The sequence below is a fragment of the Dysgonomonas sp. GY75 genome (genome assembly GCF_015234155.1).
Classification (GTDB): domain Bacteria; phylum Bacteroidota; class Bacteroidia; order Bacteroidales; family Dysgonomonadaceae; genus Dysgonomonas; species Dysgonomonas gadei.
Genome location: NZ_JADCLQ010000036.1, coordinates 650,134 through 674,053 on the forward strand (window position 1 = coordinate 650,134; position 23,920 = coordinate 674,053).

The window sequence follows — 23,920 nt, forward strand, 5'->3', positions numbered from 1 at the left end:
ATTAAGTGTCATAGACTGCTTTGATGCCGGCTATATAAATTCCGAAAAGATCTATATAACAGCCGAATTGATGGCCTATTTTAAGAGTAATTGGAACTCTTATGTAATGACTAAGCACACAATGAATTTCACCCTTCCCTTTTTTCATATGTCCAGAGAACCTTTTTGGACTTTAGTTGAAAAAAGAGGCTATCATATGATATAGAACTTACATCTAAAAATTCGATTAAATCCTTCAATGCTTTATACAGGGGTACAGAATATGCAGAGATAGATAAAAAACTAGCTATTTTATTTATGAATACTGAGGCCAGATATATTTTAAAAGAAGCATTACTAGAGCTTTATTTTCCTCTTTCAACGCAACAAAAAACTAATACTTATTATCTGGATTCTATAGCAAAGGATATCTTGAATGAATCAGAAGCTACCTATAGAAAGAAACTAGAAAAAATATCAGAATCCATGAATGAAGATGAGTATCAAGAAGAAATTTTTTTAAGAGGTTATGTCTTCAAACAATATATACCTAAAATATACGATCAAACTTGTTGCATTACCGGATATAAAATATCTTCCCTTTTTAATATATCCATGACAGATGCTTGTCATATCATACCTTTTAGTGAGAGTTATGATGATACGATAGGGAATGGTTTATCGCTATGCCCTAATATCCATAGAGCTTTCGACAGAGGGCTAATAACTATAGATGAAGATTAAAAATAATTATATCTAGCAATTTTGAAGAAGATCTAAATAATCCTTTCTCATTAAAAAAATTCGATAACAAAAAAATTTCACTTCCATTCAAATCAAAGAACTTCATGCACCCAAAAAAGAAAATCTATTGTGGCATAATGAGCATGTATTTAGATAAGTAAAACTATTACTAAATATCTTACAAATAAGCTATTGCGTATTCTAATAATATTAGGGTTTAGTAATCAATAAATTAATACGATCCTCTACTTCACCTCTCCTCCGATTCTGCTTCATACTCTGCAAACAAACATCTACAACTAGCTACATACAACATCAAAACATTGATAATCAAGCTCCTATTATCTATTATTGCCATATACTTCAAATAGTTCTTGACCTTTTAAATTATTGGCTGTATGGAAAATAGTAAAGTTATTGTAATAAATCAGCTAGTTTTCGATGAGCTTGTCAACCATCTGAAGCTTCTTGCAAAACGCGTAGATTACCTTCACAAGATGCAGATGAGTAAAAAACTTGGTGAACATCTAAATAGTGAACAAGTATGTAATATTTTAAATATAAAGCCAAGAACTCTCCAAACCTACAGAGATTCCGGAAAAATAGGATTTACACAAATTGGTCGTAAAATATTCTATCGTGTAAACGATGTGGACAAACTTCTTAAAGAAAATATCAACAGTGGAACTACTAACTTAAAAAAGAACAGAAATGGACATAATGGACAAGGATAATCCGGCTATACAAGCAATCTTCGCGTCAATGGATTCTATTTCCTGCAAACTAGATGAATTGTTCAAAGACTACCAGCCTGTATTAAACAATGAACGCTATATTTCCGAAAAACAGTTGGGTAAAATGCTAAATGTTTGTGAACGAACTCTACTTGATTATAGAACACAGGGAATATTATCTTATGTAAAATCCGAAAAGAAAATCATGTATAGGGAATCCGATGTACAGAAAATGCTTGAAAGAATGTATGTAAAAGCTTGGAAAGACTGATTGCTGATTCGGAACAACTTCTGTTATTTTAAGTTTTCCTTGTTAGAAAGGTTGGCATACAAATTACCCCAGTCTTCGATAGATCGCAAAAGCGGCAAGATACTCAATCCTATCTCTGTCAAAAAATACTCGACTCTTAAAGGCACCTCCGCGTAAACTTTTTTTGAGACCATACCGCTCATCTCCAATTCTTTCAATTGTTGTTGCAACACCCGTTTATTGATCCCATCAATCGTTTCACTCATATCTTTAGGGCGTTTAACTTTTCTATTTATCAGGTCGATAATACACAATTTCCATTTGGAGCCTATAACTTCCATGGCGATATTTATTCCACAAGTCAAATCAACCGGAATCTTACGTTCATATCCAGACATATTCTTTTTTGTACAAAAGTACGAATTAACTCACTGATAATGCCATAGTGCTAAAATTATCATCATACGGTAAAATTATCCCTTATAGTATATCAGATCAGCAGTCTAGAACTTTGTTCCCTCAAAACATATTATCGAGTTAAACTAAGAGAAAAACAGAATGAAAACATTAATAGTAGTGGCGCATCCGGAAATTGCAAATTCGAACGTAAACAAAAAATGGGTAGACGAGTTGAGTAAGTATCCCGAAAAATTCACCATACACCAACTATACAATCTATATCCCGATGAGAAAATAGATGTACTAAAGGAGCAAAAACTAATTGAGGCACACGACAAACTCATTTTACAATTTCCGATGTATTGGTTTAATTGTCCGCCGTTACTCAAGAAATGGCTCGATGTGGTATTTACATATGGATGGGCTTATGGATCAAAAGGCAACATGCTCAAAGGAAAGAAAGTAGCTTTAGGTATTTCTGCAGGCATATCAGAAGAAGATTTTGCGGTGTACAGCACACCTTACATTAATATCTTCGACCAATTGACATCGCCTTTTAAAGCTACATTTACCTATACAAAATCAGATTATTGTTCATACTTTACCTTTTTCGATGCGAATGAGCCTACGGCGGAGAAGCTGGAGTTGAAAGCGAAAGAATATGTAAACTTTATACTTTCGCTTTAATCGATAAAGCAAGAGACTGTTTTGGAAAGTCTCTTGCAATGCATGACCAGTAATTTATAAGTATATGTGATAACATATGTAGACATCCGTAGCCAATTACATACAACATATTGATTTACTGAAATGTATCATATAAATTCGAACCATAATATATATTCTATTTACTAAAAATTCAATATTATGGTTAAAGATTTTATCGTTATCGAGAAGATGGTTTTCGACAAAATGTTGGAAGATTTTGCAAAGTTTGTGGTGCAGGTAGAAATACTCTGTGAAAAGCATAGGGACAAAGAAATGCCGGAATGCCTTAATAGTGAAAGTGTATGCGGTATTCTTAATATTAAACCGAAAACTCTAAACTCTTACAGAAAATCAGGAAAAATAGACTTCATCCAAATTAAACGCAAAATTCTCTACCGGGGAGAAGATGTTCAGAGATTATTGGACAGTGACAAAGGTAATTTATCTATAAAAGAATAAAGGAGGACATTTCATGAAACCACTGACATCAACTGATACTCGAATTACTTTCTTTTTTAATTCGTTGCAACGGGTATCCAATAAGTTGGACAACCTGCTGAAAAACCATACTCCCCTATTTAATGGGGAAAGATACATAACCGATGACGACCTCGCAAAAAGGTTAAATCTTCACCGCAGAACTTTGGCTGATTATCGGAAAGATGAAGTTTTACCTTATATACCTTTGGGTGGAAAAGTATTATATAAAGAGTCTGATATCATAAATATGTTGGAAGCTTCATACACCGGAAATGGCAATTCCACTCTATCCAAACAGTAAATAATACTACATTCCAGACTAAACCATCAACACATAGAGCGGAGAACCCTATGTGTTGTTTTTTTGTTATTCAGTTTCAGAAGGTTCGCTCCCGTCATCATCTTGTTCTTTTGACTGTGAATCCATATTTTCCTGAACACGTTTCATTTCATCTATTACTTTCTGATTAAGAATCTTGGCATATATTTGTGTCGTCTTCAGGTCAGTATGCCCCAGCATTTTAGATAAACTTTCGATAGATACTCCCTTGGTCAACATCAAGGTGGCAAAACTATGTCTTGCTAAATGAATTGTCAAAAAAAGAAGATCAATGAATGTATCACTTAAAACGGTTTTAACCAATATATTATATACATATTTTCTTCTTTATTTGAGAGCCATCAGTGATAGGTTCGCAGGAAATACAGCAATGGTTATATGGACAAATAATTACTTGAATTGTGGACAAGTTTATGCATAAAAAGAGCAGACTGAACAGCATAAAATGAATGTGTTTTTTTAACATTTGAATTGTTTGGTAGAATATTAGTGAATGATAATAGAAAAATTCAGAGTATCACTTTTTCTAAAAAAGAAGAGGGTGGACAAATTTGGTAAGAGTCCTATTATAGGCCGCATTGTTGTCAACAACTCAATGGCAGAGTTCAGCCTGAAGTTATCCTGTACACCGGAACTTTGGAATACGCGCGAACGCCGTCTGCAAGGCAGAAGCCGGGAGGCCATCGAAACCAATGCCAAAATAGAAAGGCTCCTGCTTGATGTGCATTCCGTTTTTAATATACTGAAGGAACAAAAGCAGGCATTCGATGCAACTACAGTCAAAGATTTATTGCAGGGAAGAATCGAGGTACAAATGACCTTGCTTAAACTCCTGGACTTACATATAAATGGAATAAAGGAACGCGTTGGAATAGACCGTGCCCCCTCTACCCTGAGTACATATGTATATACAAGACGCTCTTTAGAGGCATTTATCAAAAAAAAGTTGAAAACGAACGATATTGTTTTCGGTCAATTAAGCGAGCAATTCATTGTGGAGTATCAAAAGTTTGCTTTGGAAGATCTGGGATATGCGGTGGAAACTGTACGTCATTACCTGGCCATACTGAAGAAAATTTGCAGAATCGCTTATAATGAAGGCTACTCAACAAGACATTTTTTCAGCCGGTTTAAGCTGCCCATACAAAAGAGATGCGTTTCCAAATCATTGACACGTGAAAATTTTGAAAAACTGAAGGATTTAGAGATCCCTGAAAGATACCCATCCCATATCCTTACAAAAGATTTATTCCTATTTGCGTGCTATACCGGCACGCCCTATGCTGATGTGATAAGCATCACCGGAGAGAATTTATACACTGACGAGCAAGGGAGCTTATGGCTCAAATACCGCAGGAGGAAGAACGAACTTCTGGCCCGGGTTAAATTACTTCCCGAGGCAATTGCTTTAATTGTGAAATACAGGGATGAATCACGGGAGACTTTATTTCCGATGCAATACTACCGGACTTTGAATGCCAATATGAAGGCATTACGAATTATGGCGGGATTGACACAAAACCTCAGCTATCATCTTGGGCGGCATTCATTTGCCAGCCTGATTGCTCTCGAAGAGGGAGTGCCTATAGAAACAATCCGGTTGATGCTCGGGCATAGCAACATCAAAATCACACAGCTATATGCACATGTTACTCCCAAGAGACTTTTTGAAGAGATGGATAAATATATTGAAGCAACGAAGGATCTGAAGCTGATCCTTTGAAAAGGGAAAATAGTCTGCTGTTATCGACAAAAATAGAATAATAACCCATGTCAAAGATTATTATTTCAATGGCAATATTTTCGAGTACAAAAGAATATTTCTCATTTTTTGCAAAATATTCAGCTCTGGAAGGTAAATTTACATTCTTGAAGATAGTAATTTCTTGTATGGATATCTTCTGTGAGAAAAACCGGGATACAAGGTCTATCGTATATATGCAGACAATAAGTTAAGTCTAAGACCTGAGAATAGTAACCCGATACAAACATAAGCCATCTGCCAGAATTGAAAATAATATATTGAATTTCCCTGGAAAATCTAAAAACCGTAGGGCTTGCATTTGTATCGGATTGAGAGGTTTACTTTTTCCGATCTACTTTCACATAAAATTCTTCCAACAGACTTATAATGTCCGACTCCCGATATAATATCTTGCCCCCGATACGGATATAAGGTATTATCCCATCCGTCCGGTACTCCTGTAAGGTCCGGCGGCTTACCTTCAGCTTAACGGAGAGTTCCTTATCCGTAAGATAAGATTCTCCGTTAAGGGATGGCTTTATTTTATCGAACTCACTCAATGACTCTGTAATAATACTTACAGCATTGGAGAAGGATAAGGCCTCCTTGCTATCCTTCATTTTTACATTCATTTCCATATTCTTTTGTATTTATCATATTGGAGTGTAACAACTGCATGACATCTTTCTGCCTGTAATAGGTCTTGTGACTGATCTGCGAATAACCGAGTATTCCCGTTTCCCGGTAAGTTTGCAAGGTGCGTAGAGAGACATCCAGAAGCAGGCAGACATCCTGACTGTCAATCCACTCATCCACACCTTTTTCCGCATGCCTTTTGCGTAATCTTGCCGCATGTTCTGAGAGGCGGACTAGTTTATTCAGCATTTCCCGGAAGGCTTCTTCTTCGAAACAAATTAGTTTCATAAGCATATGTTTTAAATTTATAAAAATAGAACAGCTGCTAAACTACAATACTTTCAGGTCAATTCAATCTGCCTGTCATCGTATTTCACTGTATTTCATCTTATTTCATCGAGATGATCTGCTTTATTTTTGTGTTTTGGAGATTAGCCTTTTAAAATTGTTGCCATTGTTCTCGGATAATAACTGTAATGATTTTTGTAAATTTCATCACAGACAAAACAAAAAGAATCAGATATATGAGGTGTTATTTTTGCATTTCACAAAATGCAAAAATAGCAACAAATAATAGGTATGAATTGCATCGTTTATGTATATTAATATCAGAACAAAGACCCAGAAATTGCTTAAACTTTACGTACCCTGTACAAATGTACCAGACATCAAGTTCATATTTAGTGAAAAATGCTGCCTTTTAGGAAAATATCATTGGGCATTTATAGAATTAATATAGTTCTTTCAGCGTCTATCTAGAAGAGAATAAATACACCAAAATAAAGATAAATCAAAACCTATTGTCTAAAGCTCTTTAGGTCGTTGAAGTCGTATCTACAGCTTATATTCTTCTATTTTCCGATATAGTGTTGCGATTCCTATTTTAAGAATTCTGGCAGCTTCTGCTTTATTTCCTTTCGTATAGTTCAGAATCTTTTCAATATGCAGCCTTTCAATATCAGACAAAGCCATAGTCGTCATAAAGTCTGAAGAATCAGTATTCGGATATTGTATCTCTAAAGGCAATGTTTCGATACCTAAAGTTTCATCATCGGTTAGAATCACACTACGCTCAATAACATTCCTTAATTCCCTTATATTTCCTTTCCAACTATTTTGCTCCAAAAATTTTAAATAATCGGGAGAAATTGTATTAATCCTTTTATTCGATTTAGTTGCAAACAGATTTACAAATTCATCAACAAACAATTTTATGTCAGAAATACGTTCTCTTAGAGGAGGTAAATGTATCTGGAAAACAGATAAACGATAAAATAAATCCCTGCGGAAATGTTCCGTCTCAATTTCTTTCTCCAAAATTCGATTTGTAGCGGCAATGATCCTTACATCAATCTTTTGAGATTTGGTTTCTCCTATTTTTAAGAACTCTTTTGTTTCGAGAACCCTTAGTATTTTGGCTTGGAGGTCAATCGGCATTTCTCCGATTTCGTCCAGAAAAATGGTTCCTTCATGAGCTTCTTCAAAAAGACCTTTCTTATCTTTCAATGCTCCTGTAAATGCTCCTGCTTTGTGCCCGAATAGTTCACTCTCCAAGAGCTCTTTGCTAAAAGCGGAGCAATTGATTGCAACGAAGGGATTATTCTTTCGCTGGCTTCCGTAGTGTATCGATTGAGCGAAAACTTCTTTGCCTGTTCCGGTTTCTCCGGTCAACAATACAGTCGCATCTGTTTGCGCTACCTTACGTCCCATTTCTATAGAAGAAAGAATAGGAGCGGATTTTCCTATAATGTTTTCAAAAGAATATTTCTGTTCTATTTTTTGTTCAAGCTGGTTCACACGTTTCGATAGTTCTACTTTCTCCAAAGCTCTGTACACTAAAGGAATTATGCGGTTGTTATCATCCCCCTTTGTTATGTAATCAAAAGCACCGTTCTTTATAGCCTGTACACCATCCGGAATATTCCCGTATGCTGTCAGCAGTATGATTTCAGCCAACGGTTGTATTTTTTTCATCTGGGGAATCAGCTCAACACCATTGGCGTCAGGTAGCTTGACATCACAAATTACAACATCGAAATACTGCTTTTCCAATAGTTTTAATCCTGCTGCTCCGGTTTCAGCCTGAGACACTTCTATCTTTTCCAGCTCGATAATGCGAGCCATCAGTTTGCGAAGTTTCTCTTCATCGTCTATCAATAATATCTTTTTCATCTTTATCTTTCTTTTTTATATGGGGCTGAGAACTTAATTTTTGTTGTATGGAATAATAAAAAAGAATGTGCTTCCCATACCCGGATCGCTATTCACACCAATTATTCCTCCTTGACCTTCAATAAATTCTTTACTGATCGCCAATCCTAGTCCTGATCCTGATTTTGAGCTTCCCGGAATTTGAAAATAACGCTCAAATATTTTTTTCTTATATCTGGAGTCAATGCCTTTACCAAAATCCTGTACGGAGAATAATGCACCCTTGTCATCTTTCTTCAAAGAAACGATAATATCGCTGTCTTCCATTGAATAACGGATGGCATTGGTCAGGAAGTTGATTAATACCCATGCTGTTTTTTCGGCATCCGCTATGATTTCAGGAATCTCAGGTTCCATATCCACCTGAAGTTTTATCTTCTTATGCTCTGCCTGTAATTTTGTTGTGTCAATAGCATACCTGACAATAAGGGTAGGATCTGTTGATTGAATATTCAACTGAATGTTTCCTGTTTCTACCTGAGACATATTCAGTAGTTCTCCGGTGATTTGTAAGAGCCGCGTACTGTCTTCTTTTATACCCTCTACTAACTGTTTTTGTTCATCGTTTAACGATCCTGTGGCATTATGTTCAAGTAACTGCGTACTCATCTTTATAGAAGATATCGGCGTTTTCAACTCGTGTGATATAGTTGCTATAAAGTTCGTTTTAGCTGAATCCAGTTCCTTAAAAATAGTGATGTTCTTTAATAGGATAACATAGCCTATCAGTTCTGTTATATGTTCTCCTGTTTTATTGATTTCTATATGGATGATTTCTTTTTCAAAATAAGATTCTTTCTCATCAGAGAAGATCTTTAAAGGCCCTTCATCTTTTTTTGCTGAAGGATGAATCAAATCCACAATAAGTGTACGGATCAGATCATTGGTAACAGCAATATCCTGAACCGGTTTATTTAAAATTTCATCGCGGGATAGGCCTGTTATTTTCAAGGCTTCATCGTTGATGAAAATAATAACTTTATGCTCATCGAGCCCGATAACCGGATCATGCATGTTATTGATAAGGGTTTCCACTCGCTTCTTTTCCTTAAGTATTTTCTCTAGTCTGCTGTTAGAATATTCTTCCAGCTTCTCGGCCATTATATTGAACGATTTAGCCAGGTCTCCATATTCATTATGGCTTTCATAGTTTAGCCGTTGCCGATAATTCTGATTGGCTATTTCTTTTATACTCTCAGTCAATTGAAGGATCGGATTTGCGATGTTTCCTGGTAGTTTGACCTGCAAAGCAAAAGCAATGGTAAAACACAGCACTCCTGTTATAATGATCCAGATAATAGCATTCTCTGCAGTATTATTTGCTATATGACTTTTCTGGACAATTGCATCCATGTTGAGTTTCATCAAAGCTGCAATATCCTTTCGTATTATAACTTTGAGGCTGTCATTCGCTGTATTGTCTTTCAAGTCCGAGAAAAGATTGGATATTTGCAATGTTATCTCCGACTCCCCCGTTTCAGTTTCATTTTTCAGTTGCTTTTTTAGATTCGTTTCAAATGAAGATACAGCCTTCGGATTGCCTTCCATTTCATCCAGTGCGAGCAACATATTACGGGAATATTCAAGTGTATTGTAATTTGCTATAAGTATATTCCCTGTATCTCTTCTCAGATCATTGATATACCAAATACTTACTCCTGCCAATAATATAATCAGGCAGAAGAGCAGTCCTACTCCGAATGTTAACTTGGTCTTTATTTTCATGACAGAATAATTAGGTCTATACCTTTTTTTTTTAATTCACTTAATATTTTTTTATATGTGGCGACATAGAATAACATTCGCCATCTGCTGATGTAAGGCATCCCGATACAAACAGTCGATACATCTTTCTTAATGGCTTGTTCGAGAATAGCTTCCGGTATATTCTTATGTTTTAACTGTATTACCTGTCCTCCTAACTCAATAGCCATTTTGAAACTGTTTATCAATTTTCGTTGGCTGTCTAAGGCTATCTTGTCGGCTCCTTCTTTTGGGGTTTGTACATACAGAACGTACCATTCGCCGCTATAATAACTGGCCAGACGTGCTGTTTTGCGGATAATATTATTGGCTTTCTTCCCATTACTGCCTATACATGCCATAAAGTTTTTATGCAATCCGGGCTGAGAAGACAATGTTTCATCATCAGCTTTTTTCAATACATGGCTTGCTACCTCTTTTAAAGCTAATTCCCGTAAACGCAGTATGTGTTCCGTCTTAAAGAAATTAGCTAAAGCAGCCTGTATCTTATCGGACGGATATATTTTACCATCTTTAAGCCGGCTTACCAGGTCATCGGCAGACAAATCTATGTTCACGACTTCATCAGCCATCGCTATCACACGGTCAGGAATACGCTCAGCAACTTCTATTCCTGTAATTTTTTTCACTTCTTCATTCAGACCTTCTATATGCTGAACGTTTACCGCACTGATTACATTGATGCCCGCTTCGAGTATTTCAAGAACATCCTGCCAACGTTTTTCATTCTTACTTCCCTCTACATTAGTATGTGCCAGTTCATCTACAATTACAGCTTCGGGATGTAAATTTATAACAGCCTGCACATCCAGTTCTTCCAACTCTTTGCCTTTGTAAAAAATCTTTCTTCTGGGAATCACAGGTATTCCACCCAATAATGCAACAGTTTCTTTTCTGTTGTGGGTTTCGATATAGCCGATCTTGATATCTACACCTCCTTCCAGCAGAATGTGCGCTTCCTGAAGCATTCTGTAAGTCTTGCCAACACCGGCAATCATCCCGATATATAGTTTAAATTTCCCTCTCTTCGATTGCTTGATCAAATTGAGAAAATATTCAGCACTTTTTCTTTCCTCATCCATCGTTTAATACGATTTTCAATTTAGTCCTTAAATCCTTAGTATAGAAACAGTTTATTTTGAAAGTAGTTTTATATATAAAATAAAAGTACAAAACTCTTGTCTATAATTGGCAAGAGTTCTGATAATTAAATCAGTTTTAAAAATTGACGGCAATACTTGTTATGGCAGAAAGATTATTTTTCTTCATATTATCATCTCTGTCTAAAAAAACAGCATCTTTACTATCGAAGTTTTTTACTTCCGTCCGCCAAACCAGATTAGACAAGATATAGTAATCCGCATTCAGGGAATAACCAAGCGTCCGAAATCCGTTAGGCGTATCAGATGAGATGATGACTCCATTCTTGTCGGAATAATATTCACCTCGTGCCGCAAAAGCAAGCTTATCGGATGGTTTATATCTGACAATTAAAACCGGTGAATACCAACTGTTATATTTACTGCTTCCTTTTTCTTTTTGCTCGATACCTATATCAAATCCTGCGGAAACACCCCATTGATCATTTATCTGGTAGATAGCATAGAGATCATGAAAGTAACGCATCTGGCGGATACTATCAGCTTTGTCATTTCCTATAAATGAAGAGCTGTTAAGCGTCAGTTTATCATTTGGTTTGTAGACTAGCTGATGCCCGAAGGATGGAACACTGTTTCCATCAACTTGTTGTATGCGTTGCCATCCATTAACAACAAGTAAACTGGCTGTCCATTTTTCATTGGCTGTTGAATAGGTCAATTTTGCCCCGGTTTCGAAGTAAGGGCTATTTTCTGCACCCATGCTCCTTGTTAATGTCCAGCAATCTTTACTGATTGCACTTTCGCTCCCGATGTGAGAGGGCATAATTCCGGCATCCAGCCATAAATTATGAGTTTTGGAAAGTTTAATTCCAATGTTGGCTTCATAGATATTTTTCAGGACTCCGGGTTCTGCCACATAATTGGCATTCATGTAAGTTCCTACACCGATAGCTAAATTAGCTCTAAGCATTTCAGTATTATATGCAGCTTTGATAAAGCCTAAATTCAGGTTGAATTCATTATTCCGATTTTGGCTGTACACGAAATTAGGACGTGTGTTGTTCAGTGGATTATTAAAATCATACTGATAGTATACTTCGCCATAACCACTGATTGTGAGTGGATTTTCTTTTTCTTGAGCGGACATCACTTGCCCTGCTCCCAGCAATATTGCCAGAAGAATCAAACTCTTTTTCATCTTTTTTAGATTGACTTTGTTATTTTAAATTATCCAAAGCTATGTTTAGCTTCAATACATTGATCTTCTCAGGGCCGAATAAACCAAGCAAAGGTTTTTCTGTTTGGGTATCAATTAGCTCAAGTAGTTTAGCTTCGTCTATCTTGCGAATTTTTGCTATACGTTTTACTTGCACCCTAGCAGCTTGTACCGAAAAATCAGGATCGAGTCCGCTTCCGCTGGCAGTCACTAAACCGACAGGTATTTCAGCTTTATTTACCTTCGGATTGTGTACAAGAAATGTATCAATACGTGCCTGAACCTGTGCCAGATATTCTTCATTGGATGGACCTTTATTACTTCCGCCTGACCCTCCTGCATTATAATCGACAGCTGATGGTCTTGACCAGAAATATTTATCGTCTGTAAATGCTTGCCCAATATTTGAATAGTACTTTTTACCATTGTGTTCTATTATCTCTCCTTTACCTTGATTCGGAGAGAGTTGAGCAATCCCCCAAACTGCTATAGGATAAAGTACTACAAGCAAAATGATCAGAACAAAAGTTAATCTTATTGCAGGGGAAATATTTTTTTTCATTGTCTTGTCTTTTTTAAATAAATAATGATACAATTATGTCAATCAACTTGATTCCGATAAACGGAACAAGAATTCCTCCTAAACCGTAGATAAGAAGGTTCCGTCTTAAAAGAGCCGATGCTCCTATTGGTTTATAAGCGACTCCTTTCAGAGCTAGAGGAATTAGGATCGGGATAATGATTGCATTGAAAATGATGGCTGAAAGGATAGCACTTTCGGGACTGCTCAATTTCATAATGTTGAGGCTCTGTAAAGCCGGGATTGCTGTAATAAACAATGCCGGAATGATAGCAAAATATTTAGCGACATCATTAGCAATACTGAATGTGGTAAGTGTACCTCTTGTCATTAACAATTGCTTGCCGATTTCTACCACCTCAATCAGTTTGGTCGGATCATTATCCAGATCGACCATGTTTCCTGCTTCTTTGGCTGCCTGTGTCCCGCTATTCATCGCTACACCCACATTGGCTTGAGCCAGAGCAGGAGCATCGTTAGTTCCGTCACCCATCATGGCAACCAGCCGTCCTTCATTTTGTTCTTTTTTTATATAGTTCATTTTATCTTCGGGTTTGGCTTCGGCTATAAAGTCATCAACTCCTGCTTTTTCCGAAATATATTTTGCAGTCAGAGGATTGTCTCCGGTTACCATTACTGTTTTTATTCCCATTTTGCGTAACCGTTCGAAGCGTTCCTGTATCCCCGGTTTAATAATATCCTGTAATTCAATCGTACCAACAATCTTATTGTTAACCGAGACAACTAAAGGTGTTCCTCCGTTTTCTGAGATTATTTTCACCATGTTAGCCACGTCTTCCGGATATGGATTACCGTTCTTTTCAGCTAATGACCGAATAGCATCGGCAGCCCCTTTGCGGATTTGCATATCTCCAACATCTACACCGGAACAACGTGTTTCGGCTGTAAACTCAATAAATTTAAAACGGGATGCTGGCATATCGTAATTTGACGGATTCACCTGAGCCAGTTCGACGATTGATTTGCCTTCGGGTGTCTGATCTGCTAATGAACTGAGAACAGCAACCCTGATAAACTCATCGTTGTTTACTCCATCAGCAGGATAAAAGTGAGTTGCTTTACGGTTACCGATTGTAATGGTACCTGTTTTATCTAAAAGCAGAACATCAATATCTCCGGCAGTTTCTACAGCCTTGCCACTCTTAGTTATCACATTTGCCCGCAATGCCCTGTCCATACCTGCAATACCTATTGCAGACAATAACCCTCCGATAGTGGTTGGAATCAGGCAAACAAACAGTGAAATAAACGCAGCAATTGTAATAGATACATTCGCATAGTCGGCAAAAGGTTTTAATGTAACGCAGACAATAATGAAGACAAGCGTGAATCCTGCCAGCAAGATCGTTAAAGCGATTTCATTGGGAGTTTTTTGACGGCTTGCACCTTCTACCAAGGCAATCATCTTGTCAAGAAAACTTTCTCCGGGCTGGGTTGTGACCTGTACAATTATTTTATCGGATAGGACTTTTGTTCCTCCTGTAACTGAGCTCTTATCGCCTCCGGCTTCCCTGATTACGGGTGCTGATTCTCCGGTAATGGCACTCTCATCTATTGTTGCCAACCCTTCAATGATCTCTCCATCGGCGGGGATAATATCTCCCGATTCACAAACAAAAACATCACCTTTCTTTAATAAAGCAGAAGATACAACGCTGCCGTTCTGAAGTTTTGCGGGTGTTTCTTCCCTCGTTTTGCGTAAACTGTCTGCCTGAGCTTTACCGCGTGCTTCTGCTATTGCTTCCGCAAAATTGGCAAATAGCAGCGTAATGAATAGAATGATGAATACAGTGAAATTATAGCCGAAGCTACCTTGTCCTTGTGCTCCGGCAAGTGTCCAGAGGCTGACAATTAGCATTACGAGAGTTCCGATCTCCACAGTAAACATGATTGGGTTGCGGAACATTATTTTAGGATTTAGTTTCACAAAAGATTGTTTCAGTGCTTCCTGAAGCATCTCTTTTTGAAATAATGATTTATTATTATTCATATCTTGAGTTTCTTTGATCAATTAATAAAGAGTAAAGTATTCGGCAATCGGACCCAATGCCAATGATGGAAAAAATGATAATGCTGCAATAATAAAGATTACCGCAAAAACCATCAGCCCGAATGTCGGTGTATCGGTTTTCAGCGTTCCATCACCTTCTGGTATAAATTTCTTCTCTGCCAAAAGTCCGGCAATAGCAACAGGACCGATGATAGGGATAAACCGCGATAGGACAAGAACTATTCCTGTACTGATATTCCACCACAATGTGTTATCTCCTAAGCCTTCAAAACCACTACCGTTGTTTGCTGAAGATGAAGTATACTCGTACAACATTTCGCTGAATCCGTGAAAACCCGGGTTGTTTAGTGTTTCGGTTGTAAGGTGAGGTAATGCTGCTGCCAGCCCCGTGCCGACAAGGATAAAGAAAGGATGTATCAGCGCAATAATCATTGCTATTTTCATTTCCCGGGCTTCTACTTTTTTTCCTAAGAATTCGGGTGTACGTCCAACCATCAATCCACTTATAAATACAGCGAGAATGATAAATATGAAGAAGTTCAGGATACCGACTCCAACACCGCCGTAAAAGCTGTTTATCATCATAGCCAATAATTGGTTCATTCCTGATAGGGGCATCGTACTGTCATGCATAGCATTGACCGATCCTGTTGAAATTACGGTGGTGACAATACTCCAAAATCCGGAAGCCGGTGCTCCTAAGCGGATTTCTTTGCCTTCCATTGCCCCCAGCGAATTGTCGACACCCATTGCCGAGATTGCAGGATTACCACTTGCTTCCATTCCGATATTCGGGATGGTAAGCAATAGAAAACCAACTGTCATAACACCGAATATCATCCACGATAATTTCTTGCGGCCAATGAAATAACCGAAAGCAAATATCATTGCCAGTGGAATGAGCAATTGAGCGATCATCTCTGCCATATTAGTCAGATAAGTAGGATTTTCAAACGGATGGGCAGAGTTCACACCGAAGAAGCCTCCTCCATTCGTTCCCACATGCTTAATGGCTATAAATGCAGCTGCGGGACCTCTGGATATTTCTACTGTATTCTCCTGTAGTGTGGTAATACTGTCTTTTCCTTCAAAAGTCATCGGAGTGCCTTGAAACAATAATATTATGGCAACGATAAAAGATACTGGTAAGAGGATGCGGGTACAGGATTTTACAAAGAAATTATAAAAGTTACCCAATTGAGTAGTTGTCTTATCCCTGAATGCTCTGAAAATAATAGCAGCTGCAGCCATACCTGTTCCTGCCGACACGAATTGTAAGAACATCAGCCACATCTGACCGAAATAACTCAAACCTGTTTCTCCCGAGTAATGTTGCAGATTACAGTTTACCACAAAAGATATGGTTGTATTAAATGCCAGATCGGGAGACATGCTTGGGTTATTATCCGGGTTTAGAGGTAAACTGCCTTGTGTCATTAAGATTAACATTCCCAGTAAAAACCAGACAAAGTTAATAGTTAGCAGTGCGACAAGGTGTTGCTTCCAGGTCATCTCTTTATTTGGGTCAATACCGCTTAGCTTGTAAAAGAATCTCTCGATCGGATTAAAAATAGGATCTAATAAGGTTTTACTTCCTGCATAAACTTTTGCAATGTATTTGCCGAAAGGAATAGCTAATGCTATCGATAATGCAAACATTGCTATAATGCCTAAAATTTCTGTATTCATATTTTTATTTTTAATTTCAGTTTTCAATGAGTCTAAGAACAAATCCCATTGTGGCCGCTATCGCAAAAAATACGATTAGTAGATGAGTCGATTTTACCGATTGGCGTATAGATACCAATTTGCGTAATCTTGAGATATTTGCTTTATTTTTCATTTTGTTTCTTTTAGTTTAAAACTTCTCGGGTTTTACCAATACGTAATAGATATACCCGAATACGGCAATCGCAACAATAAATAATGCTATCATAACTTAGTTTTCTAAAATTGTTTTTAAATATTCTTTTCTTAATTCCATCGGGAAAAGATGTAAATGCTCTTTAAGGCTTGCCGGGCTCTCAATGGATGATAATTCTGTGAAGAATTCATTTTCAATCGCATTGCGCGTATATTGATTGCCTCCGTTATACAAAAGGGCTATGACCTTTATGATTTCCTGAACGCTTGCTAAATCATCAGGAGTCCCAACTTTTAATTTATCGATACAAACCTTTGCGATTTTCCTTAAGACGACATATTCGGTCATCTCGCTATCACTCTTTACGAGGTCGTCTATCCAGGCTTCTTGTTCAGGAATCCATTCCCGGACAGTATTTATAATCTTTGTTTTCATCGTTTTTATATCTTATCAAAAAAATCTATTGATTTATACAATAGTCCAAAACAGGCTATACCTGCTATTACTAATATTACAGTGAGCATATTCTTCTTTTTTTTAGTTATACCTATAAATTTTTCAGTCATTTCATAGATATATACCATTTATATGCCAAACTATCATACTTGAATCTAATCTACTGTATATAACACATTTACATCAATCATATAAATAGAGAAAGCCTATCATTTTAATAATATGTATATCAAAATGATAGGTTATGGAGAGCTATTGCAGAAAGCTTTGATTTCATACTTGTATTTAATGAAAAGATTATCCTTGTTTTCAACAGAAGGAAGATATTTATTAATCCTGTTCAAATGCGAGTATCCTCTCCATTATTTATTGTAGTTCCAAGCATAATTACTATTCCGATAAATGTTAAAAAAATATCCTGGCTGAAAAAATATCTTTATTTTTGGATTTCATTTGGATTTACTACAAGGATGTATTTCCTTTTACGTCTAAAGTTCTACGATATCTTATAAAGTTTACATAGATGACAGGAGAAAAAAGAGAAGCTATCGATAAGGTAGTCCAACCCATTCAGCGGTTTATATTACAAGAAAAGGCCGGAGGTATAGTCCTCGGGCTGAGTGTTATCATAGCTATGATTTTAGCCAATTCCCCATGGTCCGAAGACTATTTCCATATATTGGAACATAAATTGGGATTTATATTCGATGGCACTCCATTCTTTGAATATAGCATTCATCACTGGATTAATGACGGGTTGATGGCTGTTTTCTTCTTTGTCGTCGGACTAGAACTCAAAAGGGAGATTGTTGGAGGAGAATTGTCCAATCCCCGCAAAGCCCTTTTGCCTATTGGTGCTGCAATCGGGGGTATGCTGGTACCCGCACTCATCTATATCGGGTTTAATCCATCAGGAGAAGTTCATCACGGATGGGGAATACCCATGGCAACCGATATTGCTTTTGCTTTGGGTGTTTTGTATCTTTTAGGAAGTAAAATACCACTATCACTGAAAGTGTTTCTAACAGCATTGGCTATTGTTGATGACTTGGGTGCAGTCTTGGTCATTGCATTTTTCTATACTTCTGACATCTCTTTCTTCAGCCTTGCCACAGGCTTTGCTTTTGCACTTATTATGTTTGTTGGCAATAAGATGGGAGTAAGAAGTATTTTGTTCTATGCCATATTTGGAATCCTTGGGGTATGGACATCTTTTCTCTTATCAGGAGTACATGCTACAATAGCTTCTGTTATTGCAGCCTTTATGATTCCTGCGGATGTGAAAATAAGAGAGAATCTATTTGTGGAACGGATAAAGAATTATCTGAACAAATTCAGGGAGGTCGATCCTAAAAACGAAATTCCGACACTTACAAATGACCAGTTGCATTTGTTGGAAGAAATAAAAATAGATACCAATAAAGCCATTCCGCCATTGCAACGCTTAGAACATAGGATGCATCCTTTAGTGACATTTGTTATCATTCCAATATTTGCTCTGGCCAATGCCGGTGTTTCACTGAATATTGATATGGAACAATTATTCAGTACGAATATAGCTCTTGGTGTAGGCTTAGGCTTGTTAGTGGGTAAGGTAGTGGGTGTTGTCGGCTTTACCCTTTTACTGATAAAGCTTAAAGTCGCACCATTCCCTCAAGGGATGAATGTGCGCAACCTGTTTGGTTTAGGATTGCTGGCATCTATCGGCTTTACCATGTCGCTATTTATCACATCGCTGGCATTTACTCATCCCGAATATATGGTACAGGCTAAGATCGGTATTTTTGCTGCTTCTATCATCGGGGGAGTGTTAGGATATATCACATTAAGCCGCTCAGTAAAAGCATAAATAATGTTGTCCCGAATAAAATATATCGGATTAAATCCGGCAAGATTGTTTGTTCTCAGTTTTTTAGGTTTGATTCTTATCGGAACAATCTTACTGTTACTACCCATATCCACGACAGGGAGTATCAGTCTGATCGATGCTCTTTTTACAACAACGAGTGCAGTCTGTGTAACAGGTCTGGTAGCATTGGATACAAGTAAAGATTTTACATTGTTCGGACAAACAGTCATCATGGTTATGATTCAAGCCGGAGGTTTGGGTATACTAACTTTCGCCAGTTACTTCAGCTACTTCTTTAAAGGAGGATCGTCTTATGAAGACCAACTGACAATAGGTAACATCTCGAATATAGAAAAGATCGATGAAATCTTTAAAACGTTAAAACGAATATTGATTATAACGATTGGCATCGAAGCTGTCGGGGCTTTCTTTATTCTTACTAGTTTAAGTTCTGCTTTGATGCCTGGTCTGGGTGATCGGATTTATTTTTCAGTATTTCATTCCATATCCGCTTTTTGTAATGCAGGCTTTTCCACATTGCCCCATGGTATCATGGAAAACGGATATGTGGATAACTACAGATTCCAATTGAGCCTGATATTCCTTTTTGTTCTCGGAGGATTAGGATTCCCGATTGTAATCAACTTATTGAAATACCTGAAACATTTAATCAGAAGAACATTCTTACAGATTTTCAATCATAAAAAAGATGTTTACAAGCCTTGGGTGATGAAACTGGGAAGTAAGATCAACCTGATAACAACATTCTCTTTAATTGTTATCGGAACCATCCTTATTTTTATAAACGAATATAACAATATACTATCTTCTCATCAGGGAGTCGGAAAATTTGTTACAGCATTGTTTACAGCAACAACACCGCGAACAGCAGGGTTCAATTCAGTTGATTTTAATCAGTTACATCTATCGTCTCTGATTATTATAATCATCTTGATGTGGATTGGAGCTTCTCCTGCCTCTACGGGAGGAGGTATAAAAACCAGTACATTTGCAATAGCCGTTCTGAATTTTATCAGTTTAGCCAGAGGGCGGAAAAATATAGAAGTGTATAGCCGGGAGGTTTCTGAGACTTCAATAAGGCGTGCTTTTGCGGTAATGACACTTTCTGTTGTTGTGTTAGGGATAGGGTCATTACTTATTTCATATTTCGATGAGGGCTTACGATTATTGGATATTATCTTTGAATCGGTTTCTGCATATAGCACGGTTGGGCTCAGTTTGGGAATAACTCCAACCTTAAGTTCTGCCAGTAAACTGGTCTTGATTATACTAATGTTTATAGGCCGTGTAACAACACTCACTTTGCTTATTGCTTTCTTTAAGCAGGTAAGGATGTCTAATTATACTTATCCATCAGAAGAAATATTGATCAATTAAAAAAAGAAAAAATGAAATATATTATTGTCGGGCTGGGAGTTTTCGGTTCCTCTCTTGCTGAAAAATTAGCATCGCAGGGCAATGAAGTAATCGGAGTAGATACGAAAATGCAACGGGTGAATGAATTGAAAGATAAGATAACACATGTCGCCTGTTTAAACGTAACGGATGCAGCAGCTGTGGAAACATTACCTTTAAAAAACACGGATGTTGTTATTGTCTGTATCGGAGAGGATCAGGGTGCTAATATAATGGCAACAGCGATGTTTAAAAATCTGAATGTAAAACGGCTTATCGGAAGATCCTTGAATCCTTTGCATGAGAATGTATTACAGGCAATCGGCGTACATGAGATTGTTCGCCCGGAAGAAGAAACTGCTGAGAGATGGGCAAAGAAACTAACGCTTCGGGGGATGGTCGATTCTTTTGAATTAAACGAAAATTACAGCATTGTAGAAGTTGTGGTACCTGAAATCTTTATCGGCAAAACGATCGAAGAAGTCGGCTTTCGTAAAGAATATAATATTCTGGTACTGACAATCGTAAAAAATGTAGAAGAACGAAGTTTCATAGGTAAAACCAGAGTTGTTGCAGATGTACAGGGTATACCAAACCCCGATACAATGTTAGAAGAAAATGACATTTTAGTTGTATACGGGTCAAACAGAGATATTAAACAGTTTTTAAGCAAGAATAAAAAACATAAATAGAAGTTGTCCGGGCTAATTTAAAATTACTCAAAAAGGAAGGGTAATTTATTAATACCTAAAGAATTAATAACCGAAACTTAAGCCATTTAAAGATAGTGAGATACATGATGCTCTGTGTCGATACAAGCATTTGGTGGGCAATATACAACGCAAGATAGTTCCGGTCATTGCAGACAACACCACCAATGCAAAGGTGCTGTCCTATCAGGAAAGCTTTCTTACACAGCAAAAAGAAAAATCGCTTATCGTTTATACAAAAGATATTGCTCTATTTGCCATCGAATTTGAGACTATTTATATGTATACCTTTGAAGGAAAGAAGTTTTCAGTATTCAAAAACATGGATTATATAGAGTCGGTATGCGACCCTCGCTTGTTTTTTCGGATCAATAGACAAATGCTTGTACATCGGAACAATATCTTATCTATAGAGCCTTACTTCAATCGCAAAGTAGTCTTGCATCTGAATGTTAATGCCGAAGAGAAAGCTGTTGTCAGCAGATTAAGTGTTACTCCTTTGAAAAAATGGATTGAAAAAGGAAATGCTATTGGAGATTAGTTGGGGAGGTATAAGCCTCAATTTTTTATCTATGTAAAAAAGATAGAATCAGACTCAGTATATATAAAAATTTCTTATATATTTTTAAGACATCATCCATATTTAGTATATTTGTTGAGACTAAGTCGTTCTTTGTTTATTGCAGGCTAAAGTAGAATAAGGAGGTTAGCTCGTTTCCAAATCGTTACCTATTTTTTGAGACGTAGTTGTAACAATTTGTTATCTATGTAGTTACAAATATGCTATGTCTTGCTGTGTGTGTCGTAAGCTGTTTCTTTATGCTGCACAAATCGGCAATTTCTTTCAAATAAGCATTCATCTTTTGATTAGTAGGAACAGGAAGAAGTACTCCTTTACGAACACAATCGGGATGTTGTTTATAGCGCTCCAGAATATTCATCGGTACTTCCATCAAAGGTATATTACACATGTTGTTAGTTTTCTCCCTGCGCTTACGAACCCATGTGACTCCTTCATTGTCCAATACCAGATGTTCTGTCTTTAAGTTCTTCACGTCACTGAAGGCAAGACCCGTCCAGCAGCAAAAAACAAAGGCATCACGGATAATATCCAAACGCTTTATCTCAAATTTCTTTTCCATCAGTTTTTTCAATTCATGGTCTTCAAGGAAGTCGCGCTCGACTTCCTCGAGATGAAACTTGATATTGGCAAAGGGGTCTTTCTTTATCCATTCGTTGGCTAAGGCAATACGAATAATCTTTTTGAAGTTCTTCAGGTATTTAGTTGCTGAGTTATGGTTACAGTTACGTTCTGTTTTCAAGAAGAACTCATAATCCTTTATAAACTGGTGATTAACTTCCTCCAGATAAACATCGTCTTTGTTATAATTCAACTGTATGAATTCCTGTGTATGCCGGTAAGAGGTTTCGTAACGCATAACCGTAGCCGGCGACATATCTTTTCCTGCTAGTTTCCTACACCTTTCATTATGCTCCATAAAAACAGAGAGTAATGTCCTACGGGTTTCGTCTTCCCTGCCCAGATAGCGGTCTAAAATAATTTTCGGGTTAATCTCGACTCCGTCAAGTTCGAGTTCCCGATAAATTTCCATTATACGCAACCGGATAGAATCTAGACGATTATTTACTTCTTGTGATTTACGGTCTTTACCGATCACTTTTTCGGCAAACTTGTTCCATTTGTCGGGTTCCACATTCAGGGCGATAGTTGTCTCTATACGCTGTCCTCCAACAGTTATACGCATAAAGACTGGGCTTTCTCCTTTTTTCGAGATTCTGGATGGCTTTACCAAGAACAAGGTCTTGAAGGTTTTTCTACTCATAACTTTTAATTTTTTATGATTTATTGATTTTAAAAGTATGAGATTCAACTGTTACGGGCAGGTTTTAGATTCGGGTAAACTCTACAAAATGAATAGATTACAATCTAATTCGGGGACAATTTTTCGGATTTTAAACTGTCCCCGAATTTATCAGTGAACTATCCCCGAATTTGCCGTTTTTTACCACTTTATAGAAAATAAAAAATCCTGAAACTCATTGAATTTCAGGATTTTGATTCATTTCACTTATTCTCTTTGTGGAGCTGGAGGGAATTGAACCCTCGTCCAAACAAGGAACTAATTTGCTTTCTACATGCTTATCTTCGCTTAAATTGTAGGGAGTAGACAAGACCGAAGCCACCAATCTAAACCTTAGCTTCTTTATTTCAGATAAAAGCCGAAGCCTCTCCTATCCTATCTCCGATTTGCCTGCACCACCTTATCGGTACGCTTCGAAGCCACAGCTTCCGGGTGATGTCTTGTCCTTACACCTGTGCAAGGATTAAGCTATATCTACTATACTTCGATTAAGCAGCAAGAGCGTAATTGTTATTGCCAGTTAAATTTGTGACGTCTAAGATTATAGTGCCAGCCGACTATGCACTGCATGCTTACAAACCATTTCATCTCGCTGTCAAAGCCAGTCAGCCCCATTGGTTTATTTACAATTGATATACAACATTTTAATATCAATCTAAGATATCGAGTAATGTTTATTAATACAATATCTGCTACAAAGATAATTCTTTTTGAGATACATAACAAGTTAAAGAATATCTATATCCGTACATATGATCTTTTGATACCCCTACTTCTTTGGCGTCAACACTTATAAGGAGCTCTTTGGAATTCTATTTACTCGAG

At 37.1% G+C, this 23,920-nt stretch carries 25 protein-coding genes and 1 other RNA gene; 11 read left to right on the forward strand and 15 right to left on the reverse strand.

Annotated features, from left to right (window positions below):
* The first annotated feature begins 297 nt into the window (after positions 1-297).
* From IR083_RS14740 to IR083_RS14750, 3 genes are all read left to right on the forward strand, one after another.
* Positions 298-723 (forward strand): HNH endonuclease, encoded by a 426-nt coding sequence (locus IR083_RS14740; protein ID WP_194224890.1) that lies wholly within the window; start codon positions 298-300, stop codon positions 721-723.
* 398 nt (positions 724-1,121) lie between these two features.
* Entirely contained in the window at positions 1,122-1,457 is a 336-nt protein-coding gene (locus IR083_RS14745; RefSeq protein ID WP_194224891.1) for a helix-turn-helix domain-containing protein, read from the forward strand.
* Positions 1,435-1,728, forward strand: coding sequence for a helix-turn-helix domain-containing protein (locus tag IR083_RS14750; RefSeq protein ID WP_194224892.1), 294 nt, complete (start codon positions 1,435-1,437; stop codon positions 1,726-1,728). The genes IR083_RS14745 and IR083_RS14750 overlap by 23 nt, the downstream gene beginning before the upstream one ends.
* A 23-nt stretch (positions 1,729-1,751) precedes the next feature.
* Here IR083_RS14750 and IR083_RS14755 read toward each other — a convergent pair whose 3' ends face one another.
* On the reverse strand, positions 1,752-2,105 hold the full coding sequence (locus IR083_RS14755; RefSeq protein ID WP_194224893.1) for a winged helix-turn-helix transcriptional regulator: 354 nt from the start codon (positions 2,103-2,105) through the stop codon (positions 1,752-1,754).
* 160 nt (positions 2,106-2,265) lie between these two features.
* Here IR083_RS14755 and IR083_RS14760 point away from each other — a divergent pair, with 160 nt between their 5' ends.
* The 3 genes from IR083_RS14760 to IR083_RS14770 all read left to right on the forward strand — a co-directional run bounded on the left by IR083_RS14760 (position 2,266) and on the right by IR083_RS14770 (position 3,595).
* Entirely contained in the window at positions 2,266-2,793 is a 528-nt protein-coding gene (locus tag IR083_RS14760) for an NAD(P)H-dependent oxidoreductase (protein ID WP_194224894.1), read from the forward strand.
* A gap of 180 nt (positions 2,794-2,973) precedes the next feature.
* Entirely contained in the window at positions 2,974-3,273 is a 300-nt protein-coding gene (locus tag IR083_RS14765; protein WP_194224895.1) for a helix-turn-helix domain-containing protein, read from the forward strand.
* Positions 3,274-3,286: 13 nt separating this feature from the next.
* Positions 3,287-3,595 carry a helix-turn-helix domain-containing protein gene (locus tag IR083_RS14770; protein ID WP_194224896.1) on the forward strand — a complete coding sequence of 103 codons (309 nt, stop codon included), beginning with the start codon at positions 3,287-3,289 and terminating at the stop codon, positions 3,593-3,595.
* A 66-nt stretch (positions 3,596-3,661) separates the two neighbouring features.
* Here the strand turns inward: IR083_RS14770 and IR083_RS14775 are convergent, their stop codons facing one another.
* Entirely contained in the window at positions 3,662-3,892 is a 231-nt protein-coding gene (locus tag IR083_RS14775; protein ID WP_242052428.1) for a tyrosine-type recombinase/integrase, read from the reverse strand.
* Positions 3,893-4,127: 235 nt separating this feature from the next.
* On the opposite strand from IR083_RS14775, the gene IR083_RS14780 reads away from it, so the two are divergent.
* Positions 4,128-5,357, forward strand: coding sequence for a site-specific integrase (locus IR083_RS14780; protein ID WP_194224897.1), 1,230 nt, complete (start codon positions 4,128-4,130; stop codon positions 5,355-5,357).
* Between the two features lie 359 nt (positions 5,358-5,716).
* Here the strand turns inward: IR083_RS14780 and IR083_RS14785 are convergent, their stop codons facing one another.
* The 11 genes from IR083_RS14785 to IR083_RS14835 all read right to left on the reverse strand — a co-directional run bounded on the left by IR083_RS14785 (position 5,717) and on the right by IR083_RS14835 (position 17,216).
* Positions 5,717-6,016 (reverse strand): helix-turn-helix domain-containing protein, encoded by a 300-nt coding sequence (locus IR083_RS14785; protein ID WP_194224898.1) that lies wholly within the window; start codon positions 6,014-6,016, stop codon positions 5,717-5,719.
* Positions 5,988-6,302 carry a helix-turn-helix domain-containing protein gene (locus IR083_RS14790; protein ID WP_194224899.1) on the reverse strand — a complete coding sequence of 105 codons (315 nt, stop codon included), beginning with the start codon at positions 6,300-6,302 and terminating at the stop codon, positions 5,988-5,990. The genes IR083_RS14785 and IR083_RS14790 overlap by 29 nt, the downstream gene beginning before the upstream one ends.
* Positions 6,303-6,848: 546 nt before the next feature.
* Positions 6,849-8,186, reverse strand: coding sequence for a sigma-54-dependent transcriptional regulator (locus IR083_RS14795; protein WP_194224900.1), 1,338 nt, complete (start codon positions 8,184-8,186; stop codon positions 6,849-6,851).
* A 33-nt stretch (positions 8,187-8,219) separates the two neighbouring features.
* A complete protein-coding gene (locus IR083_RS14800; RefSeq protein WP_194224901.1) occupies positions 8,220-9,950 on the reverse strand; it encodes an ATP-binding protein in 1,731 nt (576 codons plus the stop codon).
* Entirely contained in the window at positions 9,947-11,071 is a 1,125-nt protein-coding gene (locus IR083_RS14805; RefSeq protein WP_194224902.1) for a sensor protein KdpD, read from the reverse strand. Before IR083_RS14805 ends, IR083_RS14800 begins: the two co-directional genes overlap by 4 nt.
* A gap of 136 nt (positions 11,072-11,207) precedes the next feature.
* Positions 11,208-12,287, reverse strand: a complete 1,080-nt coding sequence (locus tag IR083_RS14810; protein ID WP_194224903.1) for a porin — start codon at positions 12,285-12,287, stop codon at positions 11,208-11,210.
* 19 nt (positions 12,288-12,306) lie between these two features.
* On the reverse strand, positions 12,307-12,867 hold the full coding sequence (locus IR083_RS14815; protein ID WP_194224904.1) for a K(+)-transporting ATPase subunit C: 561 nt from the start codon (positions 12,865-12,867) through the stop codon (positions 12,307-12,309).
* Between the two features lie 13 nt (positions 12,868-12,880).
* Positions 12,881-14,896, reverse strand: coding sequence for a potassium-transporting ATPase subunit KdpB (gene kdpB, locus IR083_RS14820; RefSeq protein ID WP_194224905.1), 2,016 nt, complete (start codon positions 14,894-14,896; stop codon positions 12,881-12,883).
* Between the two features lie 21 nt (positions 14,897-14,917).
* Positions 14,918-16,606, reverse strand: a complete 1,689-nt coding sequence (gene kdpA, locus IR083_RS14825; protein ID WP_194224906.1) for a potassium-transporting ATPase subunit KdpA — start codon at positions 16,604-16,606, stop codon at positions 14,918-14,920.
* Positions 16,607-16,775: 169 nt separating this feature from the next.
* Positions 16,776-16,853, reverse strand: a complete 78-nt coding sequence (locus IR083_RS14830) for a potassium-transporting ATPase subunit F (protein WP_194225036.1) — start codon at positions 16,851-16,853, stop codon at positions 16,776-16,778.
* Between the two features lie 3 nt (positions 16,854-16,856).
* The gene (locus IR083_RS14835; protein WP_194224907.1) at positions 16,857-17,216 is read right to left on the reverse strand and encodes a hypothetical protein; all 360 of its coding nucleotides are present in this window, start codon (positions 17,214-17,216) and stop codon (positions 16,857-16,859) included.
* A 544-nt stretch (positions 17,217-17,760) separates the two neighbouring features.
* Between IR083_RS14835 and nhaA the strand changes: the two genes are divergently transcribed.
* From nhaA to IR083_RS24805, 4 genes are all read left to right on the forward strand, one after another.
* Positions 17,761-19,086 carry a Na+/H+ antiporter NhaA gene (gene nhaA, locus IR083_RS14840; protein WP_194224908.1) on the forward strand — a complete coding sequence of 442 codons (1,326 nt, stop codon included), beginning with the start codon at positions 17,761-17,763 and terminating at the stop codon, positions 19,084-19,086.
* Positions 19,087-19,089: 3 nt separating this feature from the next.
* On the forward strand, positions 19,090-20,484 hold the full coding sequence (locus IR083_RS14845) for a TrkH family potassium uptake protein (protein ID WP_194224909.1): 1,395 nt from the start codon (positions 19,090-19,092) through the stop codon (positions 20,482-20,484).
* Positions 20,485-20,495: 11 nt separating this feature from the next.
* On the forward strand, positions 20,496-21,194 hold the full coding sequence (locus IR083_RS14850) for a potassium channel family protein (protein ID WP_194224910.1): 699 nt from the start codon (positions 20,496-20,498) through the stop codon (positions 21,192-21,194).
* Positions 21,195-21,327: 133 nt separating this feature from the next.
* Positions 21,328-21,753, forward strand: a complete 426-nt coding sequence (locus IR083_RS24805; protein ID WP_194224911.1) for a LytTR family transcriptional regulator DNA-binding domain-containing protein — start codon at positions 21,328-21,330, stop codon at positions 21,751-21,753.
* Positions 21,754-21,976: 223 nt separating this feature from the next.
* Here the strand turns inward: IR083_RS24805 and IR083_RS14860 are convergent, their stop codons facing one another.
* Together IR083_RS14860 and ssrA are read right to left on the reverse strand one after the other, a co-directional pair.
* Positions 21,977-23,056, reverse strand: coding sequence for a site-specific integrase (locus IR083_RS14860; RefSeq protein WP_194224912.1), 1,080 nt, complete (start codon positions 23,054-23,056; stop codon positions 21,977-21,979).
* Positions 23,057-23,311: 255 nt separating this feature from the next.
* Positions 23,312-23,708, reverse strand: a transfer-messenger RNA (tmRNA) gene (gene ssrA / locus IR083_RS14865).
* Positions 23,709-23,920: the final 212 nt, after the last annotated feature.

What these genes read in the sequence shown, in the direction of transcription:
- kdpB (WP_194224905.1), bottom strand. Translation starts at nt 14,896, where the DNA reads ATGAATAATAATAAATCATTATTTCAAAAAGAGATGCTTCAGGAAGCA.
- IR083_RS14850 (WP_194224910.1), top strand. Translation starts at nt 20,496, where the DNA reads ATGAAATATATTATTGTCGGGCTGGGAGTTTTCGGTTCCTCTCTTGCT.
- IR083_RS14740 (WP_194224890.1), top strand. Translation starts at nt 298, where the DNA reads ATGAATACTGAGGCCAGATATATTTTAAAAGAAGCATTACTAGAGCTT.
- IR083_RS14815 (WP_194224904.1), bottom strand. Translation starts at nt 12,867, where the DNA reads ATGAAAAAAAATATTTCCCCTGCAATAAGATTAACTTTTGTTCTGATC.
- IR083_RS14800 (WP_194224901.1), bottom strand. Translation starts at nt 9,950, where the DNA reads ATGAAAATAAAGACCAAGTTAACATTCGGAGTAGGACTGCTCTTCTGC.
- IR083_RS14830 (WP_194225036.1), bottom strand. Translation starts at nt 16,853, where the DNA reads ATGATAGCATTATTTATTGTTGCGATTGCCGTATTCGGGTATATCTAT.
- IR083_RS14860 (WP_194224912.1), bottom strand. Translation starts at nt 23,056, where the DNA reads ATGAGTAGAAAAACCTTCAAGACCTTGTTCTTGGTAAAGCCATCCAGA.
- IR083_RS14750 (WP_194224892.1), top strand. Translation starts at nt 1,435, where the DNA reads ATGGACATAATGGACAAGGATAATCCGGCTATACAAGCAATCTTCGCG.
- IR083_RS14765 (WP_194224895.1), top strand. Translation starts at nt 2,974, where the DNA reads ATGGTTAAAGATTTTATCGTTATCGAGAAGATGGTTTTCGACAAAATG.
- IR083_RS14745 (WP_194224891.1), top strand. Translation starts at nt 1,122, where the DNA reads ATGGAAAATAGTAAAGTTATTGTAATAAATCAGCTAGTTTTCGATGAG.
- IR083_RS14755 (WP_194224893.1), bottom strand. Translation starts at nt 2,105, where the DNA reads ATGTCTGGATATGAACGTAAGATTCCGGTTGATTTGACTTGTGGAATA.
- IR083_RS14770 (WP_194224896.1), top strand. Translation starts at nt 3,287, where the DNA reads ATGAAACCACTGACATCAACTGATACTCGAATTACTTTCTTTTTTAAT.
- IR083_RS14760 (WP_194224894.1), top strand. Translation starts at nt 2,266, where the DNA reads ATGAAAACATTAATAGTAGTGGCGCATCCGGAAATTGCAAATTCGAAC.
- IR083_RS14780 (WP_194224897.1), top strand. Translation starts at nt 4,128, where the DNA reads ATGATAATAGAAAAATTCAGAGTATCACTTTTTCTAAAAAAGAAGAGG.
- IR083_RS14805 (WP_194224902.1), bottom strand. Translation starts at nt 11,071, where the DNA reads ATGGATGAGGAAAGAAAAAGTGCTGAATATTTTCTCAATTTGATCAAG.
- nhaA (WP_194224908.1), top strand. Translation starts at nt 17,761, where the DNA reads ATGACAGGAGAAAAAAGAGAAGCTATCGATAAGGTAGTCCAACCCATT.
- IR083_RS14785 (WP_194224898.1), bottom strand. Translation starts at nt 6,016, where the DNA reads ATGGAAATGAATGTAAAAATGAAGGATAGCAAGGAGGCCTTATCCTTC.
- kdpA (WP_194224906.1), bottom strand. Translation starts at nt 16,606, where the DNA reads ATGAATACAGAAATTTTAGGCATTATAGCAATGTTTGCATTATCGATA.
- IR083_RS14845 (WP_194224909.1), top strand. Translation starts at nt 19,090, where the DNA reads ATGTTGTCCCGAATAAAATATATCGGATTAAATCCGGCAAGATTGTTT.
- IR083_RS14790 (WP_194224899.1), bottom strand. Translation starts at nt 6,302, where the DNA reads ATGAAACTAATTTGTTTCGAAGAAGAAGCCTTCCGGGAAATGCTGAAT.
- IR083_RS14835 (WP_194224907.1), bottom strand. Translation starts at nt 17,216, where the DNA reads ATGAAAACAAAGATTATAAATACTGTCCGGGAATGGATTCCTGAACAA.
- IR083_RS14795 (WP_194224900.1), bottom strand. Translation starts at nt 8,186, where the DNA reads ATGAAAAAGATATTATTGATAGACGATGAAGAGAAACTTCGCAAACTG.
- IR083_RS14810 (WP_194224903.1), bottom strand. Translation starts at nt 12,287, where the DNA reads ATGAAAAAGAGTTTGATTCTTCTGGCAATATTGCTGGGAGCAGGGCAA.